General features: G+C 72.3%; 20 protein-coding genes. 11 read left to right on the top strand and 9 right to left on the bottom strand.

What is annotated here, in order from left to right; translation table 11 throughout:
• Window positions 1-44: 44 nt before the first annotated feature.
• From ACFWJ8_RS11895 to ACFWJ8_RS11885, 3 genes are all read left to right on the top strand, one after another.
• Complete coding sequence (locus tag ACFWJ8_RS11895) at window positions 45-932, top strand: PP2C family protein-serine/threonine phosphatase (RefSeq protein ID WP_378811580.1); 888 nt, start codon at window positions 45-47, stop codon at window positions 930-932.
• A gap of 66 nt (window positions 933-998) precedes the next feature.
• Entirely contained in the window at window positions 999-3,875 is a 2,877-nt protein-coding gene (locus ACFWJ8_RS11890; protein WP_378811579.1) for an FtsK/SpoIIIE domain-containing protein, read from the top strand.
• 32 nt (window positions 3,876-3,907) lie between these two features.
• Complete coding sequence (locus ACFWJ8_RS11885; protein ID WP_378811577.1) at window positions 3,908-5,473, top strand: APC family permease; 1,566 nt, start codon at window positions 3,908-3,910, stop codon at window positions 5,471-5,473.
• 78 nt (window positions 5,474-5,551) lie between these two features.
• On the opposite strand, the gene ald is transcribed toward ACFWJ8_RS11885, so the two are convergent.
• On the bottom strand, window positions 5,552-6,667 hold the full coding sequence (gene ald, locus ACFWJ8_RS11880; protein WP_378811575.1) for an alanine dehydrogenase: 1,116 nt from the start codon (window positions 6,665-6,667) through the stop codon (window positions 5,552-5,554).
• Between the two features lie 56 nt (window positions 6,668-6,723).
• The gene (locus ACFWJ8_RS11875) at window positions 6,724-7,713 is read right to left on the bottom strand and encodes an asparaginase (protein ID WP_378811573.1); all 990 of its coding nucleotides are present in this window, start codon (window positions 7,711-7,713) and stop codon (window positions 6,724-6,726) included.
• A 52-nt stretch (window positions 7,714-7,765) separates the two neighbouring features.
• On the opposite strand from ACFWJ8_RS11875, the gene ACFWJ8_RS11870 reads away from it, so the two are divergent.
• Window positions 7,766-8,242 (top strand): OsmC family protein, encoded by a 477-nt coding sequence (locus ACFWJ8_RS11870; RefSeq protein WP_378811571.1) that lies wholly within the window; start codon window positions 7,766-7,768, stop codon window positions 8,240-8,242.
• A gap of 39 nt (window positions 8,243-8,281) precedes the next feature.
• On the opposite strand, the gene ACFWJ8_RS11865 is transcribed toward ACFWJ8_RS11870, so the two are convergent.
• Window positions 8,282-8,983 carry a lysophospholipid acyltransferase family protein gene (locus ACFWJ8_RS11865; RefSeq protein WP_378811716.1) on the bottom strand — a complete coding sequence of 234 codons (702 nt, stop codon included), beginning with the start codon at window positions 8,981-8,983 and terminating at the stop codon, window positions 8,282-8,284.
• 230 nt (window positions 8,984-9,213) lie between these two features.
• On the opposite strand from ACFWJ8_RS11865, the gene ACFWJ8_RS11860 reads away from it, so the two are divergent.
• Together ACFWJ8_RS11860 and dxr are read left to right on the top strand one after the other, a co-directional pair.
• On the top strand, window positions 9,214-10,179 hold the full coding sequence (locus tag ACFWJ8_RS11860) for an FKBP-type peptidyl-prolyl cis-trans isomerase (RefSeq protein WP_378811569.1): 966 nt from the start codon (window positions 9,214-9,216) through the stop codon (window positions 10,177-10,179).
• Window positions 10,180-10,217: 38 nt separating this feature from the next.
• Window positions 10,218-11,303 (top strand): 1-deoxy-D-xylulose-5-phosphate reductoisomerase, encoded by a 1,086-nt coding sequence (gene dxr / locus ACFWJ8_RS11855; RefSeq protein ID WP_378811568.1) that lies wholly within the window; start codon window positions 10,218-10,220, stop codon window positions 11,301-11,303.
• 15 nt (window positions 11,304-11,318) lie between these two features.
• Here dxr and ACFWJ8_RS11850 read toward each other — a convergent pair whose 3' ends face one another.
• The 3 genes from ACFWJ8_RS11850 to ACFWJ8_RS11840 form a co-directional block, all read right to left on the bottom strand.
• Window positions 11,319-12,983, bottom strand: a complete 1,665-nt coding sequence (locus ACFWJ8_RS11850) for a Mur ligase family protein (protein ID WP_378811566.1) — start codon at window positions 12,981-12,983, stop codon at window positions 11,319-11,321.
• Window positions 12,984-13,044: 61 nt separating this feature from the next.
• Window positions 13,045-13,752, bottom strand: a complete 708-nt coding sequence (locus ACFWJ8_RS11845; RefSeq protein ID WP_378811564.1) for a YcnI family protein — start codon at window positions 13,750-13,752, stop codon at window positions 13,045-13,047.
• A 95-nt stretch (window positions 13,753-13,847) separates the two neighbouring features.
• Window positions 13,848-14,423 (bottom strand): hypothetical protein, encoded by a 576-nt coding sequence (locus ACFWJ8_RS11840; protein ID WP_378811563.1) that lies wholly within the window; start codon window positions 14,421-14,423, stop codon window positions 13,848-13,850.
• Between the two features lie 92 nt (window positions 14,424-14,515).
• On the opposite strand from ACFWJ8_RS11840, the gene ACFWJ8_RS11835 reads away from it, so the two are divergent.
• From ACFWJ8_RS11835 to ACFWJ8_RS11825, 3 genes are all read left to right on the top strand, one after another.
• A complete protein-coding gene (locus tag ACFWJ8_RS11835) occupies window positions 14,516-15,820 on the top strand; it encodes a M50 family metallopeptidase (RefSeq protein WP_378811562.1) in 1,305 nt (434 codons plus the stop codon).
• A gap of 94 nt (window positions 15,821-15,914) precedes the next feature.
• Complete coding sequence (locus tag ACFWJ8_RS11830) at window positions 15,915-16,283, top strand: YciI family protein (RefSeq protein ID WP_378811561.1); 369 nt, start codon at window positions 15,915-15,917, stop codon at window positions 16,281-16,283.
• Window positions 16,280-17,554, top strand: a complete 1,275-nt coding sequence (locus ACFWJ8_RS11825; RefSeq protein ID WP_378811560.1) for an RNA polymerase sigma factor — start codon at window positions 16,280-16,282, stop codon at window positions 17,552-17,554. The genes ACFWJ8_RS11830 and ACFWJ8_RS11825 overlap by 4 nt, the downstream gene beginning before the upstream one ends.
• Window positions 17,555-17,710: 156 nt before the next feature.
• Here the strand turns inward: ACFWJ8_RS11825 and ACFWJ8_RS11820 are convergent, their stop codons facing one another.
• Complete coding sequence (locus ACFWJ8_RS11820) at window positions 17,711-19,681, bottom strand: anthranilate synthase family protein (protein ID WP_378811559.1); 1,971 nt, start codon at window positions 19,679-19,681, stop codon at window positions 17,711-17,713.
• Between the two features lie 206 nt (window positions 19,682-19,887).
• Between ACFWJ8_RS11820 and ispG the strand changes: the two genes are divergently transcribed.
• Both ispG and ACFWJ8_RS11810 read left to right on the top strand, forming a co-directional pair.
• A complete protein-coding gene (gene ispG / locus ACFWJ8_RS11815; RefSeq protein ID WP_378811557.1) occupies window positions 19,888-21,039 on the top strand; it encodes a flavodoxin-dependent (E)-4-hydroxy-3-methylbut-2-enyl-diphosphate synthase in 1,152 nt (383 codons plus the stop codon).
• The gene (locus tag ACFWJ8_RS11810; RefSeq protein WP_378811556.1) at window positions 21,039-21,893 is read left to right on the top strand and encodes a phosphotransferase; all 855 of its coding nucleotides are present in this window, start codon (window positions 21,039-21,041) and stop codon (window positions 21,891-21,893) included. The genes ispG and ACFWJ8_RS11810 overlap by 1 nt, the downstream gene beginning before the upstream one ends.
• 31 nt (window positions 21,894-21,924) lie before the next feature.
• On the opposite strand, the gene ACFWJ8_RS11805 is transcribed toward ACFWJ8_RS11810, so the two are convergent.
• Window positions 21,925-23,205: a hypothetical protein gene (locus tag ACFWJ8_RS11805; protein ID WP_378811555.1), complete on the bottom strand. Its 1,281-nt coding sequence runs from the start codon at window positions 23,203-23,205 to the stop codon at window positions 21,925-21,927.
• 99 nt (window positions 23,206-23,304) lie between these two features.
• Window positions 23,305-23,898: a YdcF family protein gene (locus tag ACFWJ8_RS11800; RefSeq protein ID WP_378811553.1), complete on the bottom strand. Its 594-nt coding sequence runs from the start codon at window positions 23,896-23,898 to the stop codon at window positions 23,305-23,307.
• Between the last annotated feature and the right edge of the window lies 1 nt (window position 23,899).

The raw sequence follows: 23,899 nt of genomic DNA, 5'->3' as shown, positions 1-23,899 counted from the left end.
GCGGGGCCGCCCGGTCTCGATGCCGTCGATCGGGAGGACAGGGCGTGCCTGAGGTATCCACCCAATCGCGCACCGTCCCGGTTCCCGGTGGCGTGCTCGAGCTCTCATGGGCCGCGGCGACCGACACCGGTCGTCGCCGAGAGGTGAATCAGGACGCGTTCTTCGCGGACTACCCGCTGTTCGTCGTCGCCGACGGCATGGGCGGGCACGTCGGCGGCGAGATCGCGAGCGCGAGTACCATCGAGCGCCTCACGGCGGTCGCCGATGCGGGCCTCGTGAACCCGAAGACGATCGAGAAGGCGCTCGCCCGTGCGGTGAAGGACATCGCGTCGCATCCGGAGGCGACCGACGACGGCACCGGGACGACGGTGACCGGCGTCTTCCTCGACACGACCGGCGAGGCGGCCCACTGGGTGACGCTCAACATCGGCGACTCCCGCGTGTACCTCGTGCGCGACGGCGCGATCGTGCAGATCACGACCGACCACTCCGTCGTGCAGGAGCTCGTCGCCGCCGGCCGCCTGAGTCCCGAAGAGGCCGAGAACCACCCGTACGGCAACGTCATCACGCGTGCCGTCGGGCCGAGCGACGGCGTGAAGCCGGACTACGTCCGCCTCGACGTCGCCGACGGCGACCGCTTCGTGATCTGCTCCGACGGCCTGACCAAAGAGCTGACCGACTACGGCATCCGGCACTTCCTCGACGAGAACGCCGACCCGGCCGCCGCCGTGACGGCGATGCTCGAGGCCGCGCTCGAGAACGGCGGGCGCGACAACATCACGATCGTCGTGCTCGACGTCAAAGACCCTGCCGCGGCCCGCGAGCGCGACGACGCGGCCGACGCAGCGGACGCCGACACCGGACCCATCGACGTGGATGCCGCGGCCGCCGCCGCCGCGGACGGCGCGGCCTCCTCCACAGACGACGACTGACGCGGGTTCTCCCCAGGACCGCGCTCGTGCTGCCCGCGGTCGCCGGCCGGGGAGTGGACTGTGGGGGTGCGACCGACTCCCCGCTCCCTCTCGCCCGTCGACGTCGTGCCGCGCGACGGCTTCCCCGCGAGCCTGCCGGACGATGAGGCGCTGACGCTTCCTGCAGCGTGGACGGCCCCCGCCCGCCCTCCGCTGCCGTTCGTCGCCGCCGTCGTGCCGGTCGTCGGAGCCGTCGCCCTGTGGCTCTTCACCGGTTCGGCCTTCTCGCTGTGGTTCGCCCTGCTCGGCCCCCTGATCGCGGCAGCGACGCTGCTCGATGCACGGCGAGTCGCACGTCGCGACGGGCGACGCGCCGCGGTCGATGCGGCGCGGGCCCGTGCGCGCGTGGCGGCCACGGTGACCGTGCGCCACGACGCCGAGCGCGCCCAGCTGTGGGTGCGCCATCCCGACGTCGCACGGTTCGACGTCCGCGAGGACGATGTGTGGCGCGGCGGCGCGGTCGGATCGATCGTGGTCGGCGCGGGCGAACGGGCGAGCGGCGTGAGGATCACCGGGGGCGACGGGGACGTGGATGCCGCGGCCCTGCGTCGCCGGGCCGCCCGCCTCGCATCGGCACCGGTGACCGTGCCCGCCGAGGGAGGGGTCGTCGTGGTCGGCCCTGACACGGTCGCCGCTGCCGTGCAGCGCGCCCTCGTGCTGCAGCTGTGTCTCGCGCATGCTCCCGGCGACCTGCGGATCGTGGGTCCGTGCGACGGCGAGCAGGAGCGGGCAGCCGTGCTCCCGCACGGCTCGGCCAGCTCCGGCGTCCGGCTCGCGATCGTCGGGCCAGGAGGTCGAGTCCCCGCGGATGCCGACATCGCCGTGGCCCGCTGCCGGCCCGGTGACCCGCTGCCGCCGCGCTGCGCCGCGGTGGTGACCGTCGCTTCGCCCGGCGCTGCGCGACTCGAGTTCTCGGGCGAGGAGGTTCCGCTGGCGGTCGAGGCGGTGTCGCTCGCGCAGGCGGTGGCGGTCGCCACCGGACTCGCCGCGCGTGCCGAGCACAGCCTCGGCATCGCCCGTGGCGCGTCCGAGCCGATCCTCCTGGCCGCGCTGCGGGCGGGGCATCCGACGCCCGGCCAGACCCGAGGAGGCCTGCCCGCCGTCATCGGTCGCGTCGGCGCCGAGCCGTTCGTCGTCGACCTGGTGCAGGACGGGCCGCACGCGGTCGTCGCCGGCGTCACCGGTTCGGGCAAGAGCGAGCTGCTGATCACGTGGATCCTGTCGCTGTGCGCGACGCGGTCGGCCGATGAGGTGACCTTCCTGCTGGCGGACTTCAAGGGCGGCACCGCCTTCGACGCGCTGGCGGGTGTACCGCACGTCACGGGAGTCATCACCGACCTCGACGGCGCGGGCGCGCGCCGGGCGATCGAGAGCCTGCGGGCCGAGCTGCGTCGACGCGAGTCGGCCATCGCCACGGCGGGTGCCCGCGACATCCTCGACCCGCGCGTGCGGCTGCCGCGGCTCGTGGTGGTCGTCGACGAGTTCGCGGCACTCCTGGCCGACCACCCCGAGCTGCACGCCGTGTTCGCCGATCTGGCGGCGCGGGGGCGGGCGCTGGGGATCCACCTCGTGCTCGGAACGCAGCGGGCGGCCGGAGTGATCCGAGACAACCTGCTGGCGAACTGCCCGCTGCGACTCAGCCTGCGCGTCACCGACGCGGCCGACAGCCGGGCTCTCCTCGGAGTGGACGACGCCGCGCTGCTGCCGGGCGGTGCAGCCGGCCGTGGCAGCGCCCTCATCCGGCGCTCCGCCGACGCGCAGCCCGTTCCCGTGCGCATCGCGCTGTCGGGACCGGAGGATGTCGCAGCCGCCTCGGCGCGCGGTGGCGAGGAGACTCCACGTCGACCGTGGCTGCCCGAGCTGCCCGATCGAGTGCCGCTCGCCGAGCTGGCCGACCGCCCGGACGCCCCGACCGGCGCCGTGCTGCTCGGTGTCGCCGACGAGCCCGAACGTCAGCGTCAGCCCGTGGTCGCGCTGACCCCCGCCGATCGCGCGCTGCTCGTGCTGGGCGGCCCGGGATCGGGCGTGTCGAACGTCCTCGACCTCGTGTGCGCGCAGGCGGCGCGATCCCTGCGGCTGCCCGTTGACCCGGAGGGGCTGTGGGACGCCGTCGCCGCGCTCGCCGAGCAGCCTCCGGCGGCCGGCACACTCGTGGTGGCCGACGACCTCGACGCGATCTCCGGCCGGTTCCCCGCCGACTACGCGGCGGCGGTGTGGGAGCGGCTCGACCTCACGATCCGGCGGGCAGGAGACGCGGGCGCTCTCGTCGTCGCGGGGGCGCACCGCATGCCCGGAGCGGTGGCGCGGCTGGCCGAGCTGTTCCCGCGGCGGCTGGTGCTGCCGTACCCCACCCGCATCGATCACGCCGGGGCGGGCGGCGATCCTTCGTCGTTCGATGCGGGGGCACCGGCCGGGCGCGGTCGGCTCGACGGCCGCACGATCCAGGTGGCGCTGGCGTCCCCGATGCAGCGCGGGTCCCACGAAGCCGCCCCCGCCATCGCCCCGTGGGAGCCGTCGACCCGACTGACGGGCGTCGTCGCCCGCCGGTCACCATCGAGCCGCCAGGCCCTCGCGACGTGGGAGGCAGGGGGAGCACGGGTCTGTGCGCTCGACGAGTACGCCGCCGATCCCTCCACGGCGGCGACCGGTCGGCTCGTGCTGATCGGCGAGCCCGAGGACTGGCAACGGCACTGGCGCCTCCTCGCCGACGTGCGTGGCGACCACGATCTCGTCGTCGACACGTCGTGCGCCGCCGAGCTGCGGATCCTCGCCGGGTACCGCGGCGTGCCGCCGTTCTGCGAGCCGGGGCGCGGCCGGGCATGGCTGATGTCGGCGGGCGCCGACCCCGTCCGCATCGTCCTGCCCGCCTCCGATTCCAGCCGATCCGTCAGGACCCCGCGTTGACCGGGCCCTCTCCGGGCACTTAACGTCGCACTGTGGCCACTTCACCCATCGATCTCGATCGACCGGACGGCAAGGGGCTCGCGGCCGGCACGCTGGGACTATGGGGTTCCACCGTCATCGGCCTCGCGTCCACCGCACCGGTCTACTCCCTCGTCGCGACGCTCGGCTGGGTGGTGCTCGCTGTCGGCGCCCAGGCGCCGATCGCGTTCATCATCGCGTTCATCCCGATGCTGTTCATCGCCTTCGCCTATCGCGAGCTCAACAACGACGTCCCCGACTGCGGCACCACGTTCACGTGGGGCACCAAGGCGTTCGGTCCGATCACCGGCTGGCTGGGCGGCTGGGGCGTCGCCGTGGCCGGCATGGTCGTGCTGGCCAATCTCGCGCAGATCGGCGGCATCTACCTGTGGGCCTTGGTCGACGGGATCATCGGCAGCCCCGAGGACGCCCTTCTGTCCGACAACGTCCCGCTCGTGACGGCGACGGGCGTCGTGTTCATCCTCGCGATGACCTGGATCAGCTGGCGCGGCGTCGAGATCGGCGAACGCATCCAGAACGTGCTGCTCGGCATCCAGTACCTCGCGCTCGTGATCTTCGTGATCGCCGCGGTGTGGCAGTACTTCACCGGCACGGCGCCGAACCCCACCCCCATCGACTGGTCGTGGTTCAACCCGGCGGCGTTCACCGACTGGCACGGCTTCACGGAGGCCGTGCTGCTGGCGCTGTTCATCTACTGGGGCTGGGACACGTGCCTCGCGCTCAACGAGGAGACGAAGGACCCCAAGCGCATCCCCGGTCGCGCGGCGCTCCTGACGTGCGTCATCCTCCTCGTCACCTACGTGGGTGTGACGGTGGCCGCCATGATGTACGCCGGACTCGGCGACACCGGGACGGGCCTGGGCAACGAGGCGAACGCCGACGACTTCTTCCTGTCCATCAAGGACGGCCTGCTCGGCCCCTTCGGCTGGGTCCTCGTCGTCGCGGTGCTGATCTCGGCGGTCTCGTCGACCCAGACCACGATCCTCCCGACGGCCCGTGGCACGCTCGCGATGGCGGCGTACCGCGCGCTGCCGCGCAGGTTCATGAACGTGCACCCGAAGTACAAGACGCCGTCGTTCTCGACGATCGTCATGGGCATCGTGGCCAGCGTCTACTACATCGGCATGACGCTCATCAGCGACAACATCCTGCAGGACTCGATCCTCTCGCTCGGTCTCGCCATCGCGTTCTACTACGGCATCACCGGGTACGCGAGCGTGTGGTACTTCCGCAAGGACCTGTTCACCTCAGCGCGAAACCTGTGGTTCAAGGGCATCTTCCCGCTGCTCGGCGCGCTCATGCTCACGTACGCCTTCGTCCAGTCCGCGATCGACATGTGGGACGTCGACTACGGCTACACGGTGCTGTTCGGCATCGGCGGGACGTTCGTCCTCGGCATCGGCTCGCTCCTGCTCGGCGTCGTCCTGATGCTGGTGTGGTGGATGTTCCCGGGCGCCAAGCCGTTCTTCCGCGGCGAGAGCCTCAACCGCGAGACGCCCGTGCTCGTGCCCGAGGACCCTGCCGAGTTCACCCGCTCGATCGACGGCGGGCTGAGCTGACGGCGGACCCCGCAACGAGGGATGCCGCCTGCCCAGGCTCTTGCAGAGCCCGGGAAGGCGGCATCCCGTCGTCGGAGGTCAGGCCAGTGCGGACTCCAGAGGCGCGAGGTCGAGGCCGTGCGCGGTCGCCACGCCGGGGTTCACGATGCGCCCGCCCTGCGTGTTGAGGCCTGCGGCGAGGGCGGCGTCCGCGCGCAGCGCCTCGCGCCAGCCGTGGCGCGCGATCTGGCGGATGTACGGCATCGTCGCGTTCGTGAGCGCCGACGTGGACGTGTTCGGCACGGCCCCCGGCATGTTCGCGACGCAGTAGAACACCGTGTCATGCACGCGGAACGTCGGGTCGTCGTGGGTCGTCGGATGCGTGTCCTCGAAGCAGCCGCCCTGGTCGACGGCGATGTCGACCAGCACCGAGCCGGGCCGCATGCGCGACACCATGTCGTTCGTCACCAGTTTCGGAGCCTTGGCGCCGGGGATGAGCACCGATCCGATCACGAGGTCCGAGGCGACGACCGCGCGGTCGAGATCGAGCGGATTCGAAGCCGCCGTCTTGACCCGACCCTGGAAGTGGTCGTCGAGGAACCGCAGGCGCTGGATGTTGGTGTCGAAGATCGTCACGTCTGCGCCCATTCCGGCGGAGATGTAGGCCGAGTTCGCTCCCGCGACGCCGCCGCCGATGACCGTCACGGTCGCCGGGCGGGTTCCGGGGACACCCGACATCAGGAGGCCGAGGCCGCCCGCCGAGCGCATGAGCGTCGACGCGCCCACCATGGGGGCCAGGCGTCCGGCCGCTTCGCTCATGGGGGCGAGCAGCGGCAGCCCGCCGCCGGGGAGCTGCACCGTCTCGTACGCGATCGCCGTGACGCCGTCGGCCACCAGCCGATCGGTGAGCGGGCGGTCCGCGGCGAGATGCAGGTAGGTGAAGAGCACCAGGTCGTCACGGAAGTATCCGTACTCCGACGCGATCGGCTCCTTGACCTTCAGCAGCAGCTCGGCACGCGCCCACACCTCTGCGGCGTCGTCGAGCAGCACGGCACCGGCCGCTTCGTACTCGGCGTCGGGCATCGACGAGCCGTCGCCGGCGCCTCGCTGCACGAACACCTCATGCCCGGCCGAGGCGAGGTCGTGCACGCCCGCCGGCGTGAGGGCGACCCGATACTCGTTGTTCTTGACCTCGGTGGGGACACTGATCCTCATCGCGCGATCCTTTCCGCTCCGCCTTTGGAGCGCTCGGGCTCCTCTTGGGAGCGCCTCTAGAAAGCGGGGCGGATGGCCCCGACATCCTGTCCGCCGCCGGAGACCGCGAGCGGAAGCCGCGACATCGTCTCGGTGACGGCGGACGAGTCCAATGCGCCGTGGCGTTCCAGCAGGCGCAGGGCGACGGCGGTGGCGGCGCGGCCGCTGCCGTCGAGCATCTTGAGGGCGACCGTCGTGCCGTCGGGCGCGACCATGACCATGACGCCTTCCGCCCCGCCCTTGGCGAAGACGCCGAGGCTCTCGATCGCGATGGTGTCGGCGCGGCCGGGGCCGTCGATCGTCCACGGGTTCGCGCGCACGGCCTCGACGAGCGCCCCGGCGCTGCGGTGCAGTGCGAAGGGCGACGTGGTGGACGAGTTGCCGATGCGGTGGATCGCGCGGGCGAGGCCGAAAAGCGTCATCGCGTACACCGGCGCACCGCAGCCGTCGACGGCCGTCGCGGCGACCTTCTCGCCGATGAGCCGCTCGATCGTCTCGCGGATGAGGAGCTGCACGGGATGCTCGGGGGACAGGTAGCCCTCGGTGTCCCACCCGTTGACGACGCTCGTGAGCAGCATCGTGGCGTGCTTGCCCGAGCAGTTCATACGGATGCGCTGCGGCTGGCCGAGCTCGCGCACCAGTTCGTCGCGCGTCGCGGTGTCGCTCGGCCAGGCCGGCGGGCACCCCAGCGCATCCTCGCCCACCTCGGCGGATGCGAGGATCTCGCGCACGACGGCGACGTGGCGGTCGGTCCCGGCGTGGCTCGCGGTCGACAGGCCGAGACGTTCGCCCTCCAGCGGCGCACCCGCCGACAGGCACGCGAGCGCCTGGAGGGGCTTGAGGCTGGAGCGGGGGAGGATCAGCGCCGTCGGGTCGCCGAGCTTCTCGCTGACGGTGCCGTCAGCGGCCAGGACGATCGCGATGCCGGAATGCCGCGACTCGACGAATCCACTGCGCTCGACGACGGCAAGTTCCACGGCGTCGGCTGCGGCGAAGGTCTGCGGCACCCCGCAAGCCTACCGCCGTCCTCGGCCTCGCCCGTCATGTCAGACTGTCCGCATGCTGGGTGAGCACCGATACACCGTCCGGAGCACGTGGACCGGCGACCGCGGGAGCGGCACCTCCGGCTACCGCGACTACGACCGTGCCGTGACGCTCGAGATCGCCGGGAAGCCGACGGTGCTCGCGTCGTCCGACAAGCCGTTCCGGGGAGACCCTTCCCGGTGGAACCCCGAGGACCTGCTGCTGGCCTCGCTCAGCGAGTGCCACCTGCTGTCGTACCTGCACGCGTGCGTGCAGGCGGGTGTGGTGGTCGTCGGGTACGAGGACGAGGCATCCGGCCTCATGGTCGAGGACGGTCGCGGCGGCGGCGCGTTCCGCGAGGTCGTGCTGCGTCCGCGCGTCACGGTGGCGGATGCGTCCATGACCGAGGCCGCGACCGCCGCGCACGCGCAGGCGAACGCGTGGTGCTTCATCGCGAACTCGGTGAACTTCCCGGTCCGCCACGAGCCGACGGTCGTCGTCGCAGACTCCTGACCGGTGGCTCCGCGCCCGGTCCCTGAGCCTGCCGAAGGGTCAGCGGCGCTCGTGCGGGAGCACCTGCTTGATGCGGTCGATCGTATTCTGCGCCGGCACCTCGTTGTAGGCGTTGGCGAGCTCCTGGCCCGACAGGGCGTGGATCGCCGCCATGATCTCGTCGGTCGCGAGCCGTCGCGCCTTGCCCGAGGTCGCGGGGCCGTGGTGCGAAAGATCGAGCGGCGCGCCGAACTTCACGGTCGCCCGGTGCGTCGTCGAGGGCATCTTCGCTCCGACCGGCATCACCTTGTCGGTGCCGATCAGGCCGACCGGCACGACCGGGGCACCGGTCTGCAGCGCGAGGAACGCGACGCCCGTGCGGCCCTTGTAGAGGCGGCCGTCGAGCGACCTCGTGCCCTCGGGGTAAAGCGCGACCGTGCTGCCCTCGTCGAGCAGCTCGCGCTGCTGATCGAGCGCGTCGAGTGCGGCCTGGCCGGCTCCGCGCTGCACCGGGATCGCCCCGATGGCGGTGAAGAACCAGCGGGATGCCGGCTTCTCGAAGTAGCTCGCCTTGGCGAGGAAGTGGACGGGCCGTGGCGCGGCCACCGGGATCGCGATCGAGTCGATGAACGACAGGTGATTGCTCGCGAAAATGACCGGTCCGGACTTCGGCACGTTCGCCTTGCCCTCGACACGCGGACGGTACACGATGCGCGCGAGAGGCGTGATGATCATGCGGCCCAACACGTAGGTGAAGCCCATCCGACGGGCGGGAGCCTCCGAGGGCTCGGGCGACTCCTGCTCGGGGGTGACTTCGTCTGCGGTGTGGTCGGCGCCGGGAACGAGGTCGGAAGTCACCCGTAGAGGGTACTCCTGATTGCATTCCGGTAACGGCATGGCGCGTTCCCGCCCGACATAGCGAACATTCAGCACGGGCGGAGCAAAGATGCGAAAAGATGGAGGTTCCCCTGTCATCTACTCGAGGTTGTTCCGTGCGCATTCGTCCGCTCGCCGCTCTTTCCGTCGCCGCGCTGTCGGCCGTCCTGCTCGCCGGCTGTTCGTCGTCGAACACGCCCGATGCCGACTCGACGCCCACGCCGACCGCGACGTCCTCGGACTGCGGCCTCGACCCGAAGTCGGGTTCGGACTCTGACGCGATCACCGTGTCGGGCAGCGCCCCGTCGCTCACCGCCCAGGCGCCCACCGATCTCGCCTTCACCGAACTGCAGCGCACGACGGCGACGAAGGGCGACGGCGACGACCTCGCCTCCGGTCAGCTCGTGTCGGGCCAGTACATCGTGCTGGACCCGTCGACCGGCGAGGTCGCGATGGACTCGGCCACGACGTCCCCCGACGACTCGGGGCTCGTCCCGATCATCGTCAACGCCAGCAGCATCTTCGGCACCGGCGTGCTGTGCACTCCGCTCGGCTCGACGACGTCGCTCACCATCCCTGGTTCGATGCTCAGCGAGGGCGCCTCGAACGTCGTCGTGGTGATGCAGACGGTCGAGCAGCTGCCGACGATCGCCACGGGCGCCGACCAGGAGCCCGTCGCCGGAATGCCGGAAGTCGCGCTCGACGAGGACGGCAAGCCCACCATCACCGTCGCGGACGACTTCACCGCGCCGGACACGACGCAGATCGAGGTCCTCAAGAAGGGCGACGGTCCGACCGTGAACTCGGGCGACCAGGTCTTCGTGCAGTACCTGGGCGTCCTCCCCGACGGCACCGAGTTCGACTCCAGCTGGAGCCGCGGAGAGCCGACCTCGTTCCAGACGACCGGCGTGGTGCAGGGCTTCCAGAAGGCCCTGGAAGGCCAGACGGTCGGTTCGCAGGTCGTCGCCGTCATCCCGGCGGCCGAGGGCTACGGCGACCAGGCGCAGGGTGAGATCCCCGCGAACTCGCCGCTGATCTTCGTCGTCGACATCCTCGGCGTGCAGCACACGCCGCAGCAGTAGTCGGCAGCCGCATCCGGCCTCGCGGGTAGGCTGGCCGGATGCGGCGCGTCCTCATCCTCGGTTCCACAGGATCCATCGGCACGCAGGCGCTCGACGTCGTGCGGGCCAATCCCCGGCGGTTCGAGATCGTCGGACTCGCCGCGGGCTCCGACCGCGCCGGACTGGAGGCCCAGGCGGCCGAGTTCGGCGTCGAGAGCACGGCGCTCGGCGCCGTCGAGGCGGAGCAGCTCGTGCGTGACGTCGAGGCGGACGTCGTGCTCAACGGCATCACCGGCTCCGTGGGGCTCGGTCCGACGCTCGCCGCGCTCGAGACCGGCCGCACCCTGGCGCTGGCCAACAAGGAATCGCTGATCGTCGGCGGCGATCTCGTCACCGCGCTGGCGCGGCCCGGCCAGATCGTGCCCGTGGACTCCGAGCATTCCGCACTCGCGCAGGCGCTGCGGTCGGGGGAGCGTCACGAGGTCCGCAGGCTCGTGCTGACGGCATCCGGGGGGCCCTTCCGCGGCCGGAGCCGCGCCTCCCTCGAGGACGTCACCCCCGCGGAGGCCCTCGCGCACCCCACGTGGGACATGGGCCGCGTCGTGACGACGAACTCGGCGACGCTCGTCAACAAGGGCCTCGAGGTGATCGAGGCGCACCTGCTGTTCGGCGTCCCGTACGCCGAGATCGACGTCGTGGTGCACCCGCAGTCGATCGTGCACTCGATGGTCGAGTTCGTCGACGGGTCGACGATCGCCCAGGCGTCGCCCCCCGACATGCGGCTGCCGATCTCGCTCGGCCTGGACTGGCCGAACCGGGTCGCCGGCGTGGGCGCGCCGCTGGACTGGACGAAGGCGACGGCGTGGACGTTCGAGCCGCTCGACGATGCCGCTTTCCCGTCGGTGCGTCTCGCGAAGCAGGTCGGACGCGCCGCCGGCACCTACCCCGCCGTGTTCAATGCGGCCAACGAGCAGGCCGTCGACGCGTTCCACGAGGGCCGGCTGAGCTTCCTCGGCATCGTCGACACGATCGCCCGCGTGGTCGACGCGCACGACGCGCCCGACACTCTCACCCGCGAAGCGCTCGCCGACGCCGAGGCGTGGGCGCGCCGGACCGCCGACAAGGCGATCGCCCGGGCGTCCTGAGCCCGCCCGCCGGCGTCAGGCCTGCGGGTAGACCGGACGCAGGGGGTCGGATACCGGTGTCTCGTGCTCCGGGTAGGGCACCGGCCAGTGCGGCTCGGGGACGGGCCAGCCGGCCGCGCGCAGCGCGCGGCGGGCGAGCTCCCGGGCGGAGTACGGCGTGCGGACACCGCGGATGTCGCGGTAGTCCTGGTGTCCGGGACCGGCCCACAGGATCGCGTCGCCGTCGCCGACGAGCGCCACGGCCTCGATGATCGCGCGCTCGGGCGGCGAGAACTCGTGGATCTCGGCCTCCGGGCGGGCGCGGCGTGCGCCTTCGACGAGCGTCGCGCGGATCGAGTCCGGGTCCTCGTGGCGCGGGTGGTGGTCGGTGATGACGAGGATGTCGCTGCCCTCGACCCCGGTGCGGCCCATGTCGTGCCGCTTCGTGGCGTCGCGGTCGCCGTCGGCGCCGAACAGCATGACGACCTTGCCGGGCGTCACGCGGCGGACCGCGGCGAGCGTCTTCTCGAACGCGTCGGGGGAGTGGCCGAAGTCGACGTACACGGCGGGGCCCGTCTCGCCCGACACGAGCTCGGTGCGTCCGGGCAGGTACGCCTCGATGCGGTCGCCGTCGAGCGCGTCGACGAGACGCTCCCACGCGTAGCCGCCCTCGAGGATCATGACGATCGCGAGGCCCGCGTTGGCGGCCATGTGGCGTCCGATCACGGGGACCAGGGTGGTGAGCGTGCGCCCGTCGCGGGCGGTGAGGCGGAACTCCGTGCCCACCTGGCGCTCGTCGAGGATCTCGACGACCCAGTCCGCGGCGGCCGCGGCATCCGGGTCCGAGGCGAGCGCGGGCGTCCCGACCGTGATGGTCGGCACCTCGCTGCGGCTGACGACCTCGGCGCCGGCGGCCGAGTCGACGCACACGACGGCGCGACGAGAGCGGTCGGCGCGGAACAACGGCAGTTTCGCCTCGAAGTACTCGCGCATGTCGGCGTAGTCATCGAGGTGGTCGTGGGTGAGGTTCGTGAACCCGGCGACGTCGAACACGATGCCGTCGACGCGACGACGGCTGAGCGCCTGGGCGCTGACCTCGACGGCGACCGCCTCGACGCCGCGCTCGCGCATGAGGGCGAGGAGGGCGTGCATCTCGTACGCCTCGGGCGTCGTCAGGCGCGACACGATGATCTGCCCGGCGATGTGCCGCTCGGCGGTCGACGACAGGCCGGTCGTCACGCCGAGCTGGCCGAGGATGCCCTCGAGCAGGTGCGACACGCTCGTCTTGCCGTTGGTGCCGGTGGTGCCGAACAGCGTCGGCAGGTGGTCGTCGCGGCCGGTGCTGTACACCCATGCCGACAGGTCGCCCAGCAGTGCCCGCGGGTTCTCCACGACGAGCACCGGCAGCCCCGTCGCGGCGGCGGCGTCGGCGCCTGCCGCGTCGGTGACGACCGCGACGGCACCCTTCTCGGCCGCGGTGGGGGCGAACTCGGCGCCGTGTCGATTCACCCCCTGCACGGCGACGAACACGTCACCGGGACGCAGGTCCGCGGTCGCGAGGGTGAGGCCGGTCAGCATCGCGCCCTCGACGTCGCCGCGCACGTCGGCGGCGAAGCGCGTCGCGAGATCCGCGACGGAGTGGGTCGGCGGCGCGTCGGGGCGGAGTACCGGGGGCAGGTTCGAAGGCGCGTCGGTCGGCATGGCGCATCCATCTTCGCATGGCGCCCGCCCGGTGCGCGGGCGGGCGCCATGCTCCGGGCGATCAGGCGCGGCGGCGACCCCGCACCAGCACGACGATCAGCGCGGCGACGCCCGCGACGAGGCCGCCGGCGGCGAGCCAGCGTGCCACCGGGTCGGCCGCATCGGTGGATGCCGCGGCCGCCGTGTCGTCGTGGTCAGCGGCTTCCGACGCACCTCCGTGGTGGTCGCCGTCCGCGTCCGCGTCGGCCATCGCGCCCACCGTGACGACGGGCGCGGGGGCGTCGAGCTCCTCCGGATCCTGGTCGTCCGCGGCGATCTGCGTCCAGGCGGTCTCGCCGACCGCGCAGGTCTGCGTCACGGGGAAGGCCAGCGCGGAGTCGGCGGCCGACTCCGCGAACAGCACGTCCATCGCGACGGAGGCCTTCAGGCCGTCCTCGACGGGCGTGTCCGGCGTGTAGACGACACGGGTCGGCACGCCGTTCGTCCCGAGCTCGCGCGTGATGGTCCAGCCGCCCTGCACGACGGGGGTGGCGTTGGCCACGCCCTCGGGGATGTCGATCGCGAGCGCCGTCGTTGGGGAGCCGTCGCATCCGTGCGCGAACGAGAAGCCGATCGTCTCGGTGGCGCCGGCTGCGGCCGTCTCGGGGTCGACGTGCACGTGTGCGGAGGCGGCCAGGGGCGCGCCGAGGGCCAAGGTGAGGCCGGCGCCGAGGGCGACGGCGCCGAGGGCGAGCGCGCGGCGGGGGGAGCGGGTGGTGGTGCTGTTCATGTCTTTCGTCTTTCGTCTTCGGCGCGCGGCGGAGCCGCCGTGCGCACGGCGGAGATCACCGCCCGAACGGGTGCTCGAGCGGTGGCGAGCGACGCTCAGTGCGTCGCGGTGACGAAAGCCGGCGGTCCGCGGCGGGACAGGCCCGACAGCACGGTCCGCGCCGGGCGGATCGTGCGCTCCCGCTCCGCCGCGACGAGCGCGGGGACGGGCGGCGAGGGGACGACGACGCGGGCGCGCGCGAGCACCGAGCGGATGCCGCGGCCCAGGGCGCGCAGCATCCGTTCGCCGCCGTAGAGACCTGCGACGGTGGCGATCGCGGCGAGAACGTGCGCCACCAGCATCGGGACGTCGGGGAGCGCGACCGGGGTGATGCCGCCGGCGAGCACCGTCACGTGGTGGCTGTGGGCGGCGGACGGGTCGGCGCCCGCGGTGAGGGCGAACGCGAGATGGAAGAGGCTCTGGCTGGCGAGCACCGTGGCCCCGAGGCGCCAGGCCGACAGGCGGCGCCCGACCACGGCCACACCGAAGGGCGCGGCCAGGATCCCGACGGCGGCGACGAGCAACGGTGCGGGCGCACCGCCGCCCGCGAGCGTGTGGGCGGTGGCGGCGACGACGGTCGCGACCCACGCAGCTGCGGTGCCGCGCAGCGCGCGGACGTGGCGTGGCGTCACGGCTCCTCGCTTCTGTCGACAGGCTGCCCCCAGCCGAGCCTACGCGACACCGTCACACCCAACTCAAAGGCTGGCGCGGGTACCGTGATCGTGTGGAGATCCTTGCGTTCGTGATCGGCGTCGTGCTCATGGTCGTGGGCCTGGCGGTGTCGATCGCGCTCCACGAGCTCGGCCACCTGTGGCCGGCGAAGAAGTTCGGCGTGCGCGTCGGGCAGTACATGATCGGGTTCGGGCCCACCCTGTGGTCGCGCCGTCGAGGCGAGACGCAGTACGGGTTCAAGGCGATCCCGCTGGGCGGCTACATCTCGATGGCGGGCATGTACCCGCCGTCTCCTGCACTCCAGGAGGCGACCAGCCGCAGCGGTCGCGCTGCGGGGGGCTTCTTCGCCACGATGGTGCAGGACGCCCGCGACGCGAACGACGACACCCTCAAGGGCGAGGGCGATACGCGCGTCTTCTACCGCCTGCCGATCTACAAGCGCATCATCGTGATGCTCGGCGGCCCGCTCATGAACTTCCTGTTCGCGGTCGTCCTGTTCACGATCCTGTTCTCGGGCATCGGGCTGCAGACGGCCACCACGACGGTCTCGCGGCTGTCGGAGTGCGTGCCGTCCACGACGACGAGCGAGTGCACGTCCGCCGATCCCACCGCCCCGGCGGCCGCGGCCGGGATCGAGCCCGGCGACACGATCGTGTCGATCGACGGGGAGCCGGTCGCGGACTTCGCCGAGGCATCGGCCATCATCCGCTCGGCTCCCGGTGAGCAGCTGCGGTTCGTGATCGAACGGGACGGCGAGCAGCACACCATCCAGGTCACGCCGGCCACCATCGAGACCACCGTGACGGCGGCCGACGGATCGACCACGACCGAGGAGGTCGGCTTCGTCGGCATCGGCCCCACCGTCGAGTACGTCACGCAGCCCATCTGGGCAGGCCCGCAGGCGGCGGTGCAGAACGTCGGCGCGGTCGCCGGGATCATCTGGCAGCTGCCGGCGAAGGTGTGGGACACGGCCGTCGACCTCGTGACCGGCGCGGAGCGCGACCCCAACGGGCCGCTCAGCATCGTCGGGGCGGGCCGGCTGTCGGGCGAGGTCGCGGCGGCGGACGCCCCGGTGCTCAACCGGATCGCCGGCTTCCTGTCGCTGCTGGCATCGCTGAACATCGCGCTGTTCGTCTTCAACCTCATCCCGCTGCTGCCGCTGGACGGCGGACACATCGCGGTCGCGCTGTGGGAGGGCATCAAGCGCGTATGGGCGAAGGTCTTCCGCCGGCCTCCGCCGAAGCCCGTCGACGCGACGAAGCTGGTGCCGCTGACGTTCATCGTCGTGATCGCCCTGATCGCGATGGGAGCAGTGCTCGTGCTGGCAGACCTCTTCAATCCGGTGACGCTCGGCTGACACGCTCGTCGCGATTTTCGGCGAGGCTGTCGAAAACGCCCTTGTCCGTTCGCTGTGGGGATGAAACGGTTCCCCTGACGAAAGGACACGGGCCATGAAGTACGTCATCATGTTCACCTCGACGCCGGAGCTCGACGCGGCTGTGCCCGAGGAGCGCGCCCAGGCGGTCTACGGGCGCATATGGGAGTGGTTCCAGACCAACTCCGACCACATCGCCGACAGCGGCGCGGAGCTGCTGCCCGTCGACACGGCCACGACGGTCAAGCACGGCCCGGACGGTCCCGTCGTCGTGGACGGACCGTTCTCGGAGGCGAAGGAGGTCGTCGGCGGTTTCAGCGTGCTCGACGTCCCCGACCTGGACGCCGCCATCGCGCTCGTCAAGACGTGGCCGTCGATGGAGCTGCCGGGCATCGCGATCGAGATCCGCCCCATGGTGACCGACTACAGCCAGTTCGAGCAGTGAGCGAGGCGGATGCCGCGGCCCGCGGCGGTCCCGATGCCGCGGGTGGCCCCGTGGCCTCGGGATCGGCCGGGGTCGCGGCATCCGATCGTCTTCTCGCGAGCGTCGTGCGCGAGGAGTCCGCCCGCATCACGGCGGCCCTCACGGTCTCGTTCGGGAGCTTCGACGTGGCAGAGGAGGCCGTCGCCGAGGCGGTCGAGGAGGCTCTCACGCAGTGGCGGGGGCGCGGGATCCCGCCGAAGCCCGGTGCCTGGCTCATGCAGGCGGCGCGGCACAACGCACTCGACAGGGTGAGGCGCGCGCGGGTCCTGCGCGACAAGGTCGCCCTGCTGCCGGACCCGACACCCCAGGACGGCTCGGCCGCCGCCGACGAGCGGCTGCCGCTGCTGTTCGGCTGCTGCCACCCCGCCCTCGCCCCCGAGGCGCAGCTCGCATTGACGCTCCGCGCGGTGTGCGGCCTCACGACCGCGCAGATCGCGCGAGCCACGTTCTCGACGGAGCCGGCGACCGGGCAGCGCATCTCTCGGGCGAAGCGCAAGATCGCCGACAGCGGCATCCCGCTGCGCGTGCCGTCGGGTCCCGACGCGGCGGCCCGGCTGGACCTCGTGCTCACGATCGTGTCGGTCATGTACAGCGAGGCGCATTTCGTCGCGGGAGGGGATGCCGCCGCAGACCGCGATCTCGCCGACGACGCGCTGTGGCTCGCCGAGGTGATCGCCCGGGCGCTCCCGCGGGCTGCAGAGGCGCATGGACTGCTGGCGCTGCTGCGGTTCCACCGGGCGCGCGAGTCGGCGCGCTCCGTCGACGGCGAGCTCGTGCTGCTCGCCGATCAGGACCGCTCCCGCTGGGACCCTGCGCTGCTCTCGGGCGCACGCGACGAGCTCGAACGCGCGGCACGGCTGCGCCGGCCCGGGCGCTGGCAGCTGCACGCGGCCATCGCCGCGTGCCACGCCGATGCCCCGGACGCCGCGACGACGGACTGGCTGCAGGTGCTCACCCTCTACGACATGCTGCTCGCGTACGACCGCACGCCGGTCGTGCGCCTGAACCGCGCCGTGGCCCTTGCCCGGGTCGACGGTGCTGACGTCGCGCTCACCGAAGTCGACGCTCTCGCCGACCCGCTCTCACGTTCGCACCTGTGGCACGCCGTTCGCGCATCGCTGCTGCGCGACCTGGGCCGCGACGACGAAGCGCTCGCCGCCGATCTGCGGGCTCTGGAGCTGACCGCCAACGAGGCTGAGCGGCGTCTGCTCGCGACCCGCGCCGGCCGCTGATCAGTGGCAGCCCTGGGCGTTTCCGTGCATGCGCTTCGTCTCGCTGGCGCTCGCTCAGCGTGCGGGTGTTGCTGTTCCGGTCGCTGAGCGAGCGAGGAACGAGCGAGACGAAGCGCAACCCGGGCGATCCTGCCCGCCCGGTGCCGGACCGGGGCGTCAGGCGAAGGCCTGCTCGACCAGGCGCTGCAGCGTCGTCATGCCGTCGCGCGACAGGATCGACTCGAGGTGGCCCTGCACCGAGGCGAAGCCGGGTCCGCGCAGCGCGTAGACGTCGCCGGCGCCGTCGGCCGCCACCTCGGCCTCGCCGGCGCGCGTCGTGCCGGCCGGGACGCGTGCGGTGAACGTGTTGTAGAAGCCGATCGAGGCCGGAGCGCCGAACACGTCGACCGTCTTCTGCAGGCCCTGGTGCGGCGCGTCGAGGGGCGCGAGCTCGACGCCGAACGAGTCGGCGAGGATCTGGTGGCTGAGGCATACCGCGAGCAGCGGCGCGCCGGCCGCCCGTCGCCGCGCGACGACCTCGCGCATGCGCCGGATACGGGGGTTCGCGGCATCCCGGGGATCGCCCGGCCCCGGACCCGACACGAGCAGCTCGGCAGTGGCGATCTCTTCGTCGCCGACCTCGTTCCAAGGGACGATCGCGACGTCGAGTCCGAGGTGGCGCAGCTGGTGCGCCAGCATCGTCGTGAAGCGGTCCTCGGCATCGACGACCAGGGCGGAGCGGCCGGCGAAGGGTGCCGGGCCCGTCGTGCCCTGCGGGTTCAGCCAGAATTCGGCGAGACGGGCGTTGCGCGACGCGAGCAGCTGGGCGATCGCGGGGTCGTCGGCGAGGCGCCGGGGAGCGGCGGCCGGCGCATCCTCGTCGATCTCTGCGGTGCCGCCCGCGACCGCGTCGAGCACGGCCGCACCGCCCGCCTCGGGGGCGTTGCCGGCGGCCTGCTCGGCGGCGACGTCGCGGGGCACGGCGCCGATCGCGCCGAGGACTCCGGCCGCCTTGCCGTGCGTCTCGCCGACCTCGCCGTACGGGTCGGAGTGCCGCACCAGTGTCGCGCCGACGGGGACGCGCAGGCGCCCGTCCTGCAGGTACGCGGTGCGGATCAGGATGGGTGCGTCGAGATCGTGGGTCGGCTCGTCGGCGAGGAGGGTCTCACGGGGCGTGAACAGCGCCGCCACCCCCGAGTAGTACCCGCGCGGAGTGGTCTCGTGGCGCGTGATCACCGTGCACGCGTTCTGCATCGGCGATCCGGTGACCGTCGGGGCGAACATCGTCTCGCGCAGGATGTCGCGTGGGTCGAGCTTGCTGCGGCCGCGCAGCACGTACTCGGTGTGGGTGAGGCGCGACATCTCCTTCAGGTGCGGGCCGGTGATGCGGCCGCCGTCGGAGCACACGGCGCTCATCATCTTCAGCTCTTCGTCGACGACCATGAAGAGCTCCTCGGTCTCCTTCGTCGATCGCAGGAACTCGGTGAGCGTCTCGACGGTCGCGCCGCCCGCGGGGTGACGGAAGGTGCCCGAGATGGGATTCATGGTCACGACGCCGTCGCGCGCGCTCACGTGCGCCTCGGGACTCGCTCCCACGGCGACATGACCAGGGGTGACGACCGCGAAGGTCCAGTACGCGCCCCGCTCGTGTTCGAGCAGCGCCCGGAACCACGTGAGCGCGGCGGTGGCGGCATCCGTCGACACTCCCGCCGTGAAGTCACGGCGGATGACGAAGTTCGCGCCTTCGCCACGGCCGATCTCGTCGGCGATGACGCGGCGCACGATGTCGGCGTAGTCCTCGTCGGCGATGTCGAAGCCGGCTCCGTCGAGCGCGATCGGCTCGGCGGGCAGCTGTGCGAGGGCGTCGTCGCGGGGGATGGAGGCGCGCTCGGTCACGACGAGGCAGCGCAGCGGCGCGCCGTCGTCGTGGCACTCGAAGCCGCGTTCGCGCACCTGGCGGAAGGGCACGAGCGCCAGCACCTCGCGCGGCGTGCCGCCGGCGTCGACGAGCGGGATGTCGCCCAGCAGGTCGACGTCGACGACGTCGCCGGCGAGCACCTCGACGGTGGTGCCGTCGCGGGCGATGAGGGCGAACGGGAGGCCGCTCTGGGCGATCTCGCGGAGGGAGCGGTGGGCGAGGCCGGTCATGGCTGCAGTTCTTTCGTCGTGGGGGAGGCGTCCCTTACGAAAAAGAAGACCGCCCCGGGGGCGGTCGTCGGTCGCGCGAACCCACCGCCTATGCGGTGGGCCACCAAAGAAGTCGCGCGGACATGCGGTCACCCTAGCAGACCCGGGATGCCGCCTCCCGCCCGGTTACCGACGCCCGGGCACCGCCACCCGCGTAGGCTGGGAGCGTGCCAGCCGTGAATCTCGGGATGCCCAAGGTCCCCGAAACGCTCGCCCCCCGTCGCAAGACCCGCCAGATCAAGGTGGGCAAGGTGCTGGTGGGCGGCGACGCCCCCGTGAGCGTCCAGTCGATGACGACGACGCCGACGACGAACATCAACGCGACGCTGCAGCAGATCGCGGAGCTGACGGCCTCGGGCTGCGAGATCGTGCGCGTCGCCGTGCCGTCGCAGGACGACGCCGATGTGCTGCACATCATCGCGGCGAAGAGCCAGATCCCCGTGATCGCCGACATCCACTTCCAGCCGAAGTACGTCTTCCAGGCCATCGACGCCGGCTGCGGCGCGGTGCGCGTGAACCCGGGGAACATCCGCAAGTTCGACGACCAGGTCGGCGCGATCGCCGCGGCCGCGAAGGCCGCGGGCGTGTCGCTGCGCATCGGCGTGAACGCGGGCTCGCTCGACCGGCGTCTGCTGGAGAAGTACGGCAAGGCGACGCCGGAGGCGCTCGTCGAGAGCGCCGTGTGGGAGGCATCCCTCTTCGAGGAGCACGACTTCCACGACTTCAAGATCTCGGTCAAGCACAACGACCCGATCGTCATGGTGAAGGCCTACCGGCTGCTCGCCGAGCGGGGCGACTGGCCCCTGCACCTCGGCGTGACGGAGGCCGGTCCCGCCTTCCAGGGGACGATCAAGTCCGCCACCGCCTTCGGCATCCTGCTGTCCGAGGGCATCGGAGACACGATCCGCGTCTCGCTGTCGGCGCCGCCTGCCGAAGAGGTCAAGGTCGGCCACCAGATCCTGCAGTCGCTCAACCTGCGCGAGCGCAAGCTCGAGATCGTGTCGTGCCCGTCGTGCGGTCGCGCCCAGGTCGACGTCTACACGCTGGCCGACAACGTCACCGAGGGCCTCAAGGACATGACGGTCCCGCTGCGCGTCGCGGTCATGGGCTGCGTCGTGAACGGCCCCGGCGAGGCGCGCGAGGCCGACCTCGGTGTGGCGTCGGGCAACGGGAAGGGCCAGATCTTCGTGAAGGGCCAGGTCATCAAGACCGTGCCCGAGTCCGAGATCGTCGCGACCCTCATCGAGGAGGCGAACCGCATCGCCGACGAGATGGGTCCGGACGCCGCCGTCGGCACCGCACAGGTCATCACGTCCTGATGACGCTCGGCCGGCTGTCGACCGGTCAGCGGTCGCTCGTCGACACGTGGCTGCCCGAGGCGGAGTTCGTCGCCGACCTGAGCTGGAACCAGGTCGAGACGCTCGTGCTGCGGGTGCGCAGCGGCGGCGAGGAGTTCGTCGTCAAGGCGGCCGGACCCGACGGGCACCACTTCGGGCGTGAGCTCGACGCGCACCTCGGCGGCTTCGTCGACACGTGGGCGCGGACCGGCCACGCGGCAGTATTGCGTCATCACGACCGCGACGCCCGCGTGCTCGTGACGCGGTGGCTGCCGGGCGCGCTCGCGTACCGCACGCCGGCGGGGCTCGACCCCGAGGTGCATCGTCGGGCGGGCCGCCTGCTGCGAGACTTCCACGGGCAGGCGGCGCGTCCGTCTGACGGGGTGGATGCCGCCGCCACCGCCCGAGCGCTGCGCTGGCTCGACGCCCCGCACGCGATCTCGCCCGATATCGAAGCGCGCCTGCGCGCCGTGCTCGCGGCGCTCGAGCCCGTGGAGGCCGACCTCGTGCCGACACACGGAGACTGGCAGCCGCGCAACTGGCTCGTGGACGGCGACGAGGTGCGGATCATCGACTTCGGCCGCTTCGCGTTCCGGCCCGCGGCGACGGACTTCGCACGCCTGTCGGTGCAGGAGTGGCGCGAGAGCCCCGCGTGCGAAGCGGCGTTCTTCGAGGGCTACGGCAGCGACCCCCGGCATCCCTCGCACTGGCTCCTCATGCGGCTGCGCGAGGCGATCGGCACCGCCGCGTGGGCGCACCAGGTCGGCGACGTCGCGTTCGAGGCCCAGGGGCATCGCATGATCGCCGACGCGCTCGCCGAGTACGAGGCGAGCTGACGCCGCGAATCGGGACACCCGAAGGCGAAGGTCAGTGGGTGGCGCGGGATCGTGTGCCGAGGGCGAGCATGAGCCCTGCGGCGAGGAGCGTGCCGGCGAGGCCGAGGAGCACAGGATCGACGGTGACGCCGGACTCCGCGAGCTGCGGTCCGACGGCCGGCGCGGGCGCGGGTGCAGGTGGCTGAGGGGCCGGTGGCGCGGGCGGCTCCGGGGGCGGCGTGACGGCCACCGGCACGATGACGACGGGCGGTGCCGTCGCCACCAGCGTCTCGGGGTCGTCGGGCAGCCCGGGCAGGGGTACCGGATCGGGCGCGACGAAGTCCGGCGGCACGATCACGGTCGCGATGTAGCCCTCCTCGGCCTGCGGGAGCTCGATCGTGTATGTGCCGGTCGCGGGGTCGACGGGCACCGTGAGCGGCTGGTCCTCGATGTCGAGGAGCGGCTGGCCATCTGGCTGCTCGACCTGCACCATGGTCCCGTCCGGTACCGCCGCTCCGGCAGGAGCGTCGGGGGTCGTCACCGTGCCGGTGATCACGACCTTCGGCGCCGGGCTCGCCAGCCACAGCTGCGCGGTCGGGAAGCCGTCGCGGATGCCGAACAGGATCCGGATGCTGCGCACGGAGGCGTCCGGCTGGAACCAGCCGTACGCGCCCGACGTGTCACGGGTGGCGGCGGGCGCGCCGGGGAGGCTGTTGCCGCGCAGCGTCCCCGGCAGATAGTTGATGCCGTCGAACAGCTCGGGTGCCGTGACCCACACCGGTGCGTCCGTGTACGGCGCGCTCCCGCAGGTGCCGGGCTTCGGGGTCGCGGCGCAGTAGTTGCCCGCGGACTGGAAGCCGAGCGCTGAGAGCGGCAGCGGCGAGGTCTGGGCGGTGTCCGCGAAAGCCTGGATGTACGCCCAGTCGGCGTCGATGTCGCCCAACGCGAAGCCCCACCCCGCGGGAGGCGCGGCGTCGAACGAGATCGTCGTCGCGGAGCTGTCGGTCCCCGCCGGAGACAGCGTGAGATAGGGCTGGGATCGGCTCGTGCCGAACTCCGCACCGAAGTCCGTGCCGGCGCCGAGGAAGGCCGTGACGCCGGACGGCGAGCCCAGCGTCGACCCGGTGGACGTCACCGTCGTGGCGGGGAAGCCGGTTGAGGCGGGGAACGTCGGCGTCGCCGTGTATGCGCCGGCGGACCCCGAGACGCTCCAGGTCGGGAAGACCCCGACCTGGCCGGGCTCGACCGCGCCGGCGCCCGGCGCCAGGACGACGACGCCCGCGAGCGCCAGTGCGGTCGACAGCAGCAGCACGCGCGAGGCAGGCTTCGGCATCCGATTCTCCGTCCTTCCGGCGCACGCACCGGACCCCCGAGGAAGATGTTCCGCTGGTCATCCCACCATTCGCGGTGCGTGCGGCGCAACCGTCGAGGCTCAGCGGCGCTGCGCGGCGCGGTGCCGCGCGGCGATGATCGCGGCGGCGACCTTGAGGATCGGAGCCTCGCCGAGGCGGGCGTCGTCGCCGCGGGCGAGGCGGCGGGCGAGGTCGGGACGCAGCTCCCATAGGTACTCGCGGCCGACGACGGCGTGCGGCGCGTTCGACACGACCTTGATCGTGTCGGCGTCGGAGATCAGCGGGATCGCGTTGCGGATGTTCTCGGCCGTCGTGCGGCTCGCCGTCTCGAGCCGCACTGGGCCGGTGTACCCGCGCTCGCGCGCGTACCGCGCCATGAGTTCGGCCTCGGGCACGGCGCCGCCGACAGCGCCTCCGCACAGCACCAGCACGCTCTCGGACGCCTGCGAGCTCTGCGATCGCAGCCCGACCCGCACGCGGTACCGGTTGACGAGGTTCGCGCGCGGTCCCGCGTCGCGGTAGCCGAGCACGACGACGGCCTCGCGCCCGCCGGGCACGGACGCGTCGCCGAGCGCCGCGCGCGACGTGCGCCGGTCCACCGCCTCGGCCCACGCCAGGAGGCCCGCGGCGGCGCCCGCCGCCACGGCGGTCAGGATCAGCAGCAGGCGACGCACA

The sequence above is a fragment of the Microbacterium sp. NPDC058389 genome (assembly GCF_042722305.1).
In the GTDB taxonomy this organism is placed as follows: domain Bacteria; phylum Actinomycetota; class Actinomycetes; order Actinomycetales; family Microbacteriaceae; genus Microbacterium.
Note: the sequence above shows the minus strand (reverse complement) of the source record. Positions and strands in the feature narration are given on the sequence as shown.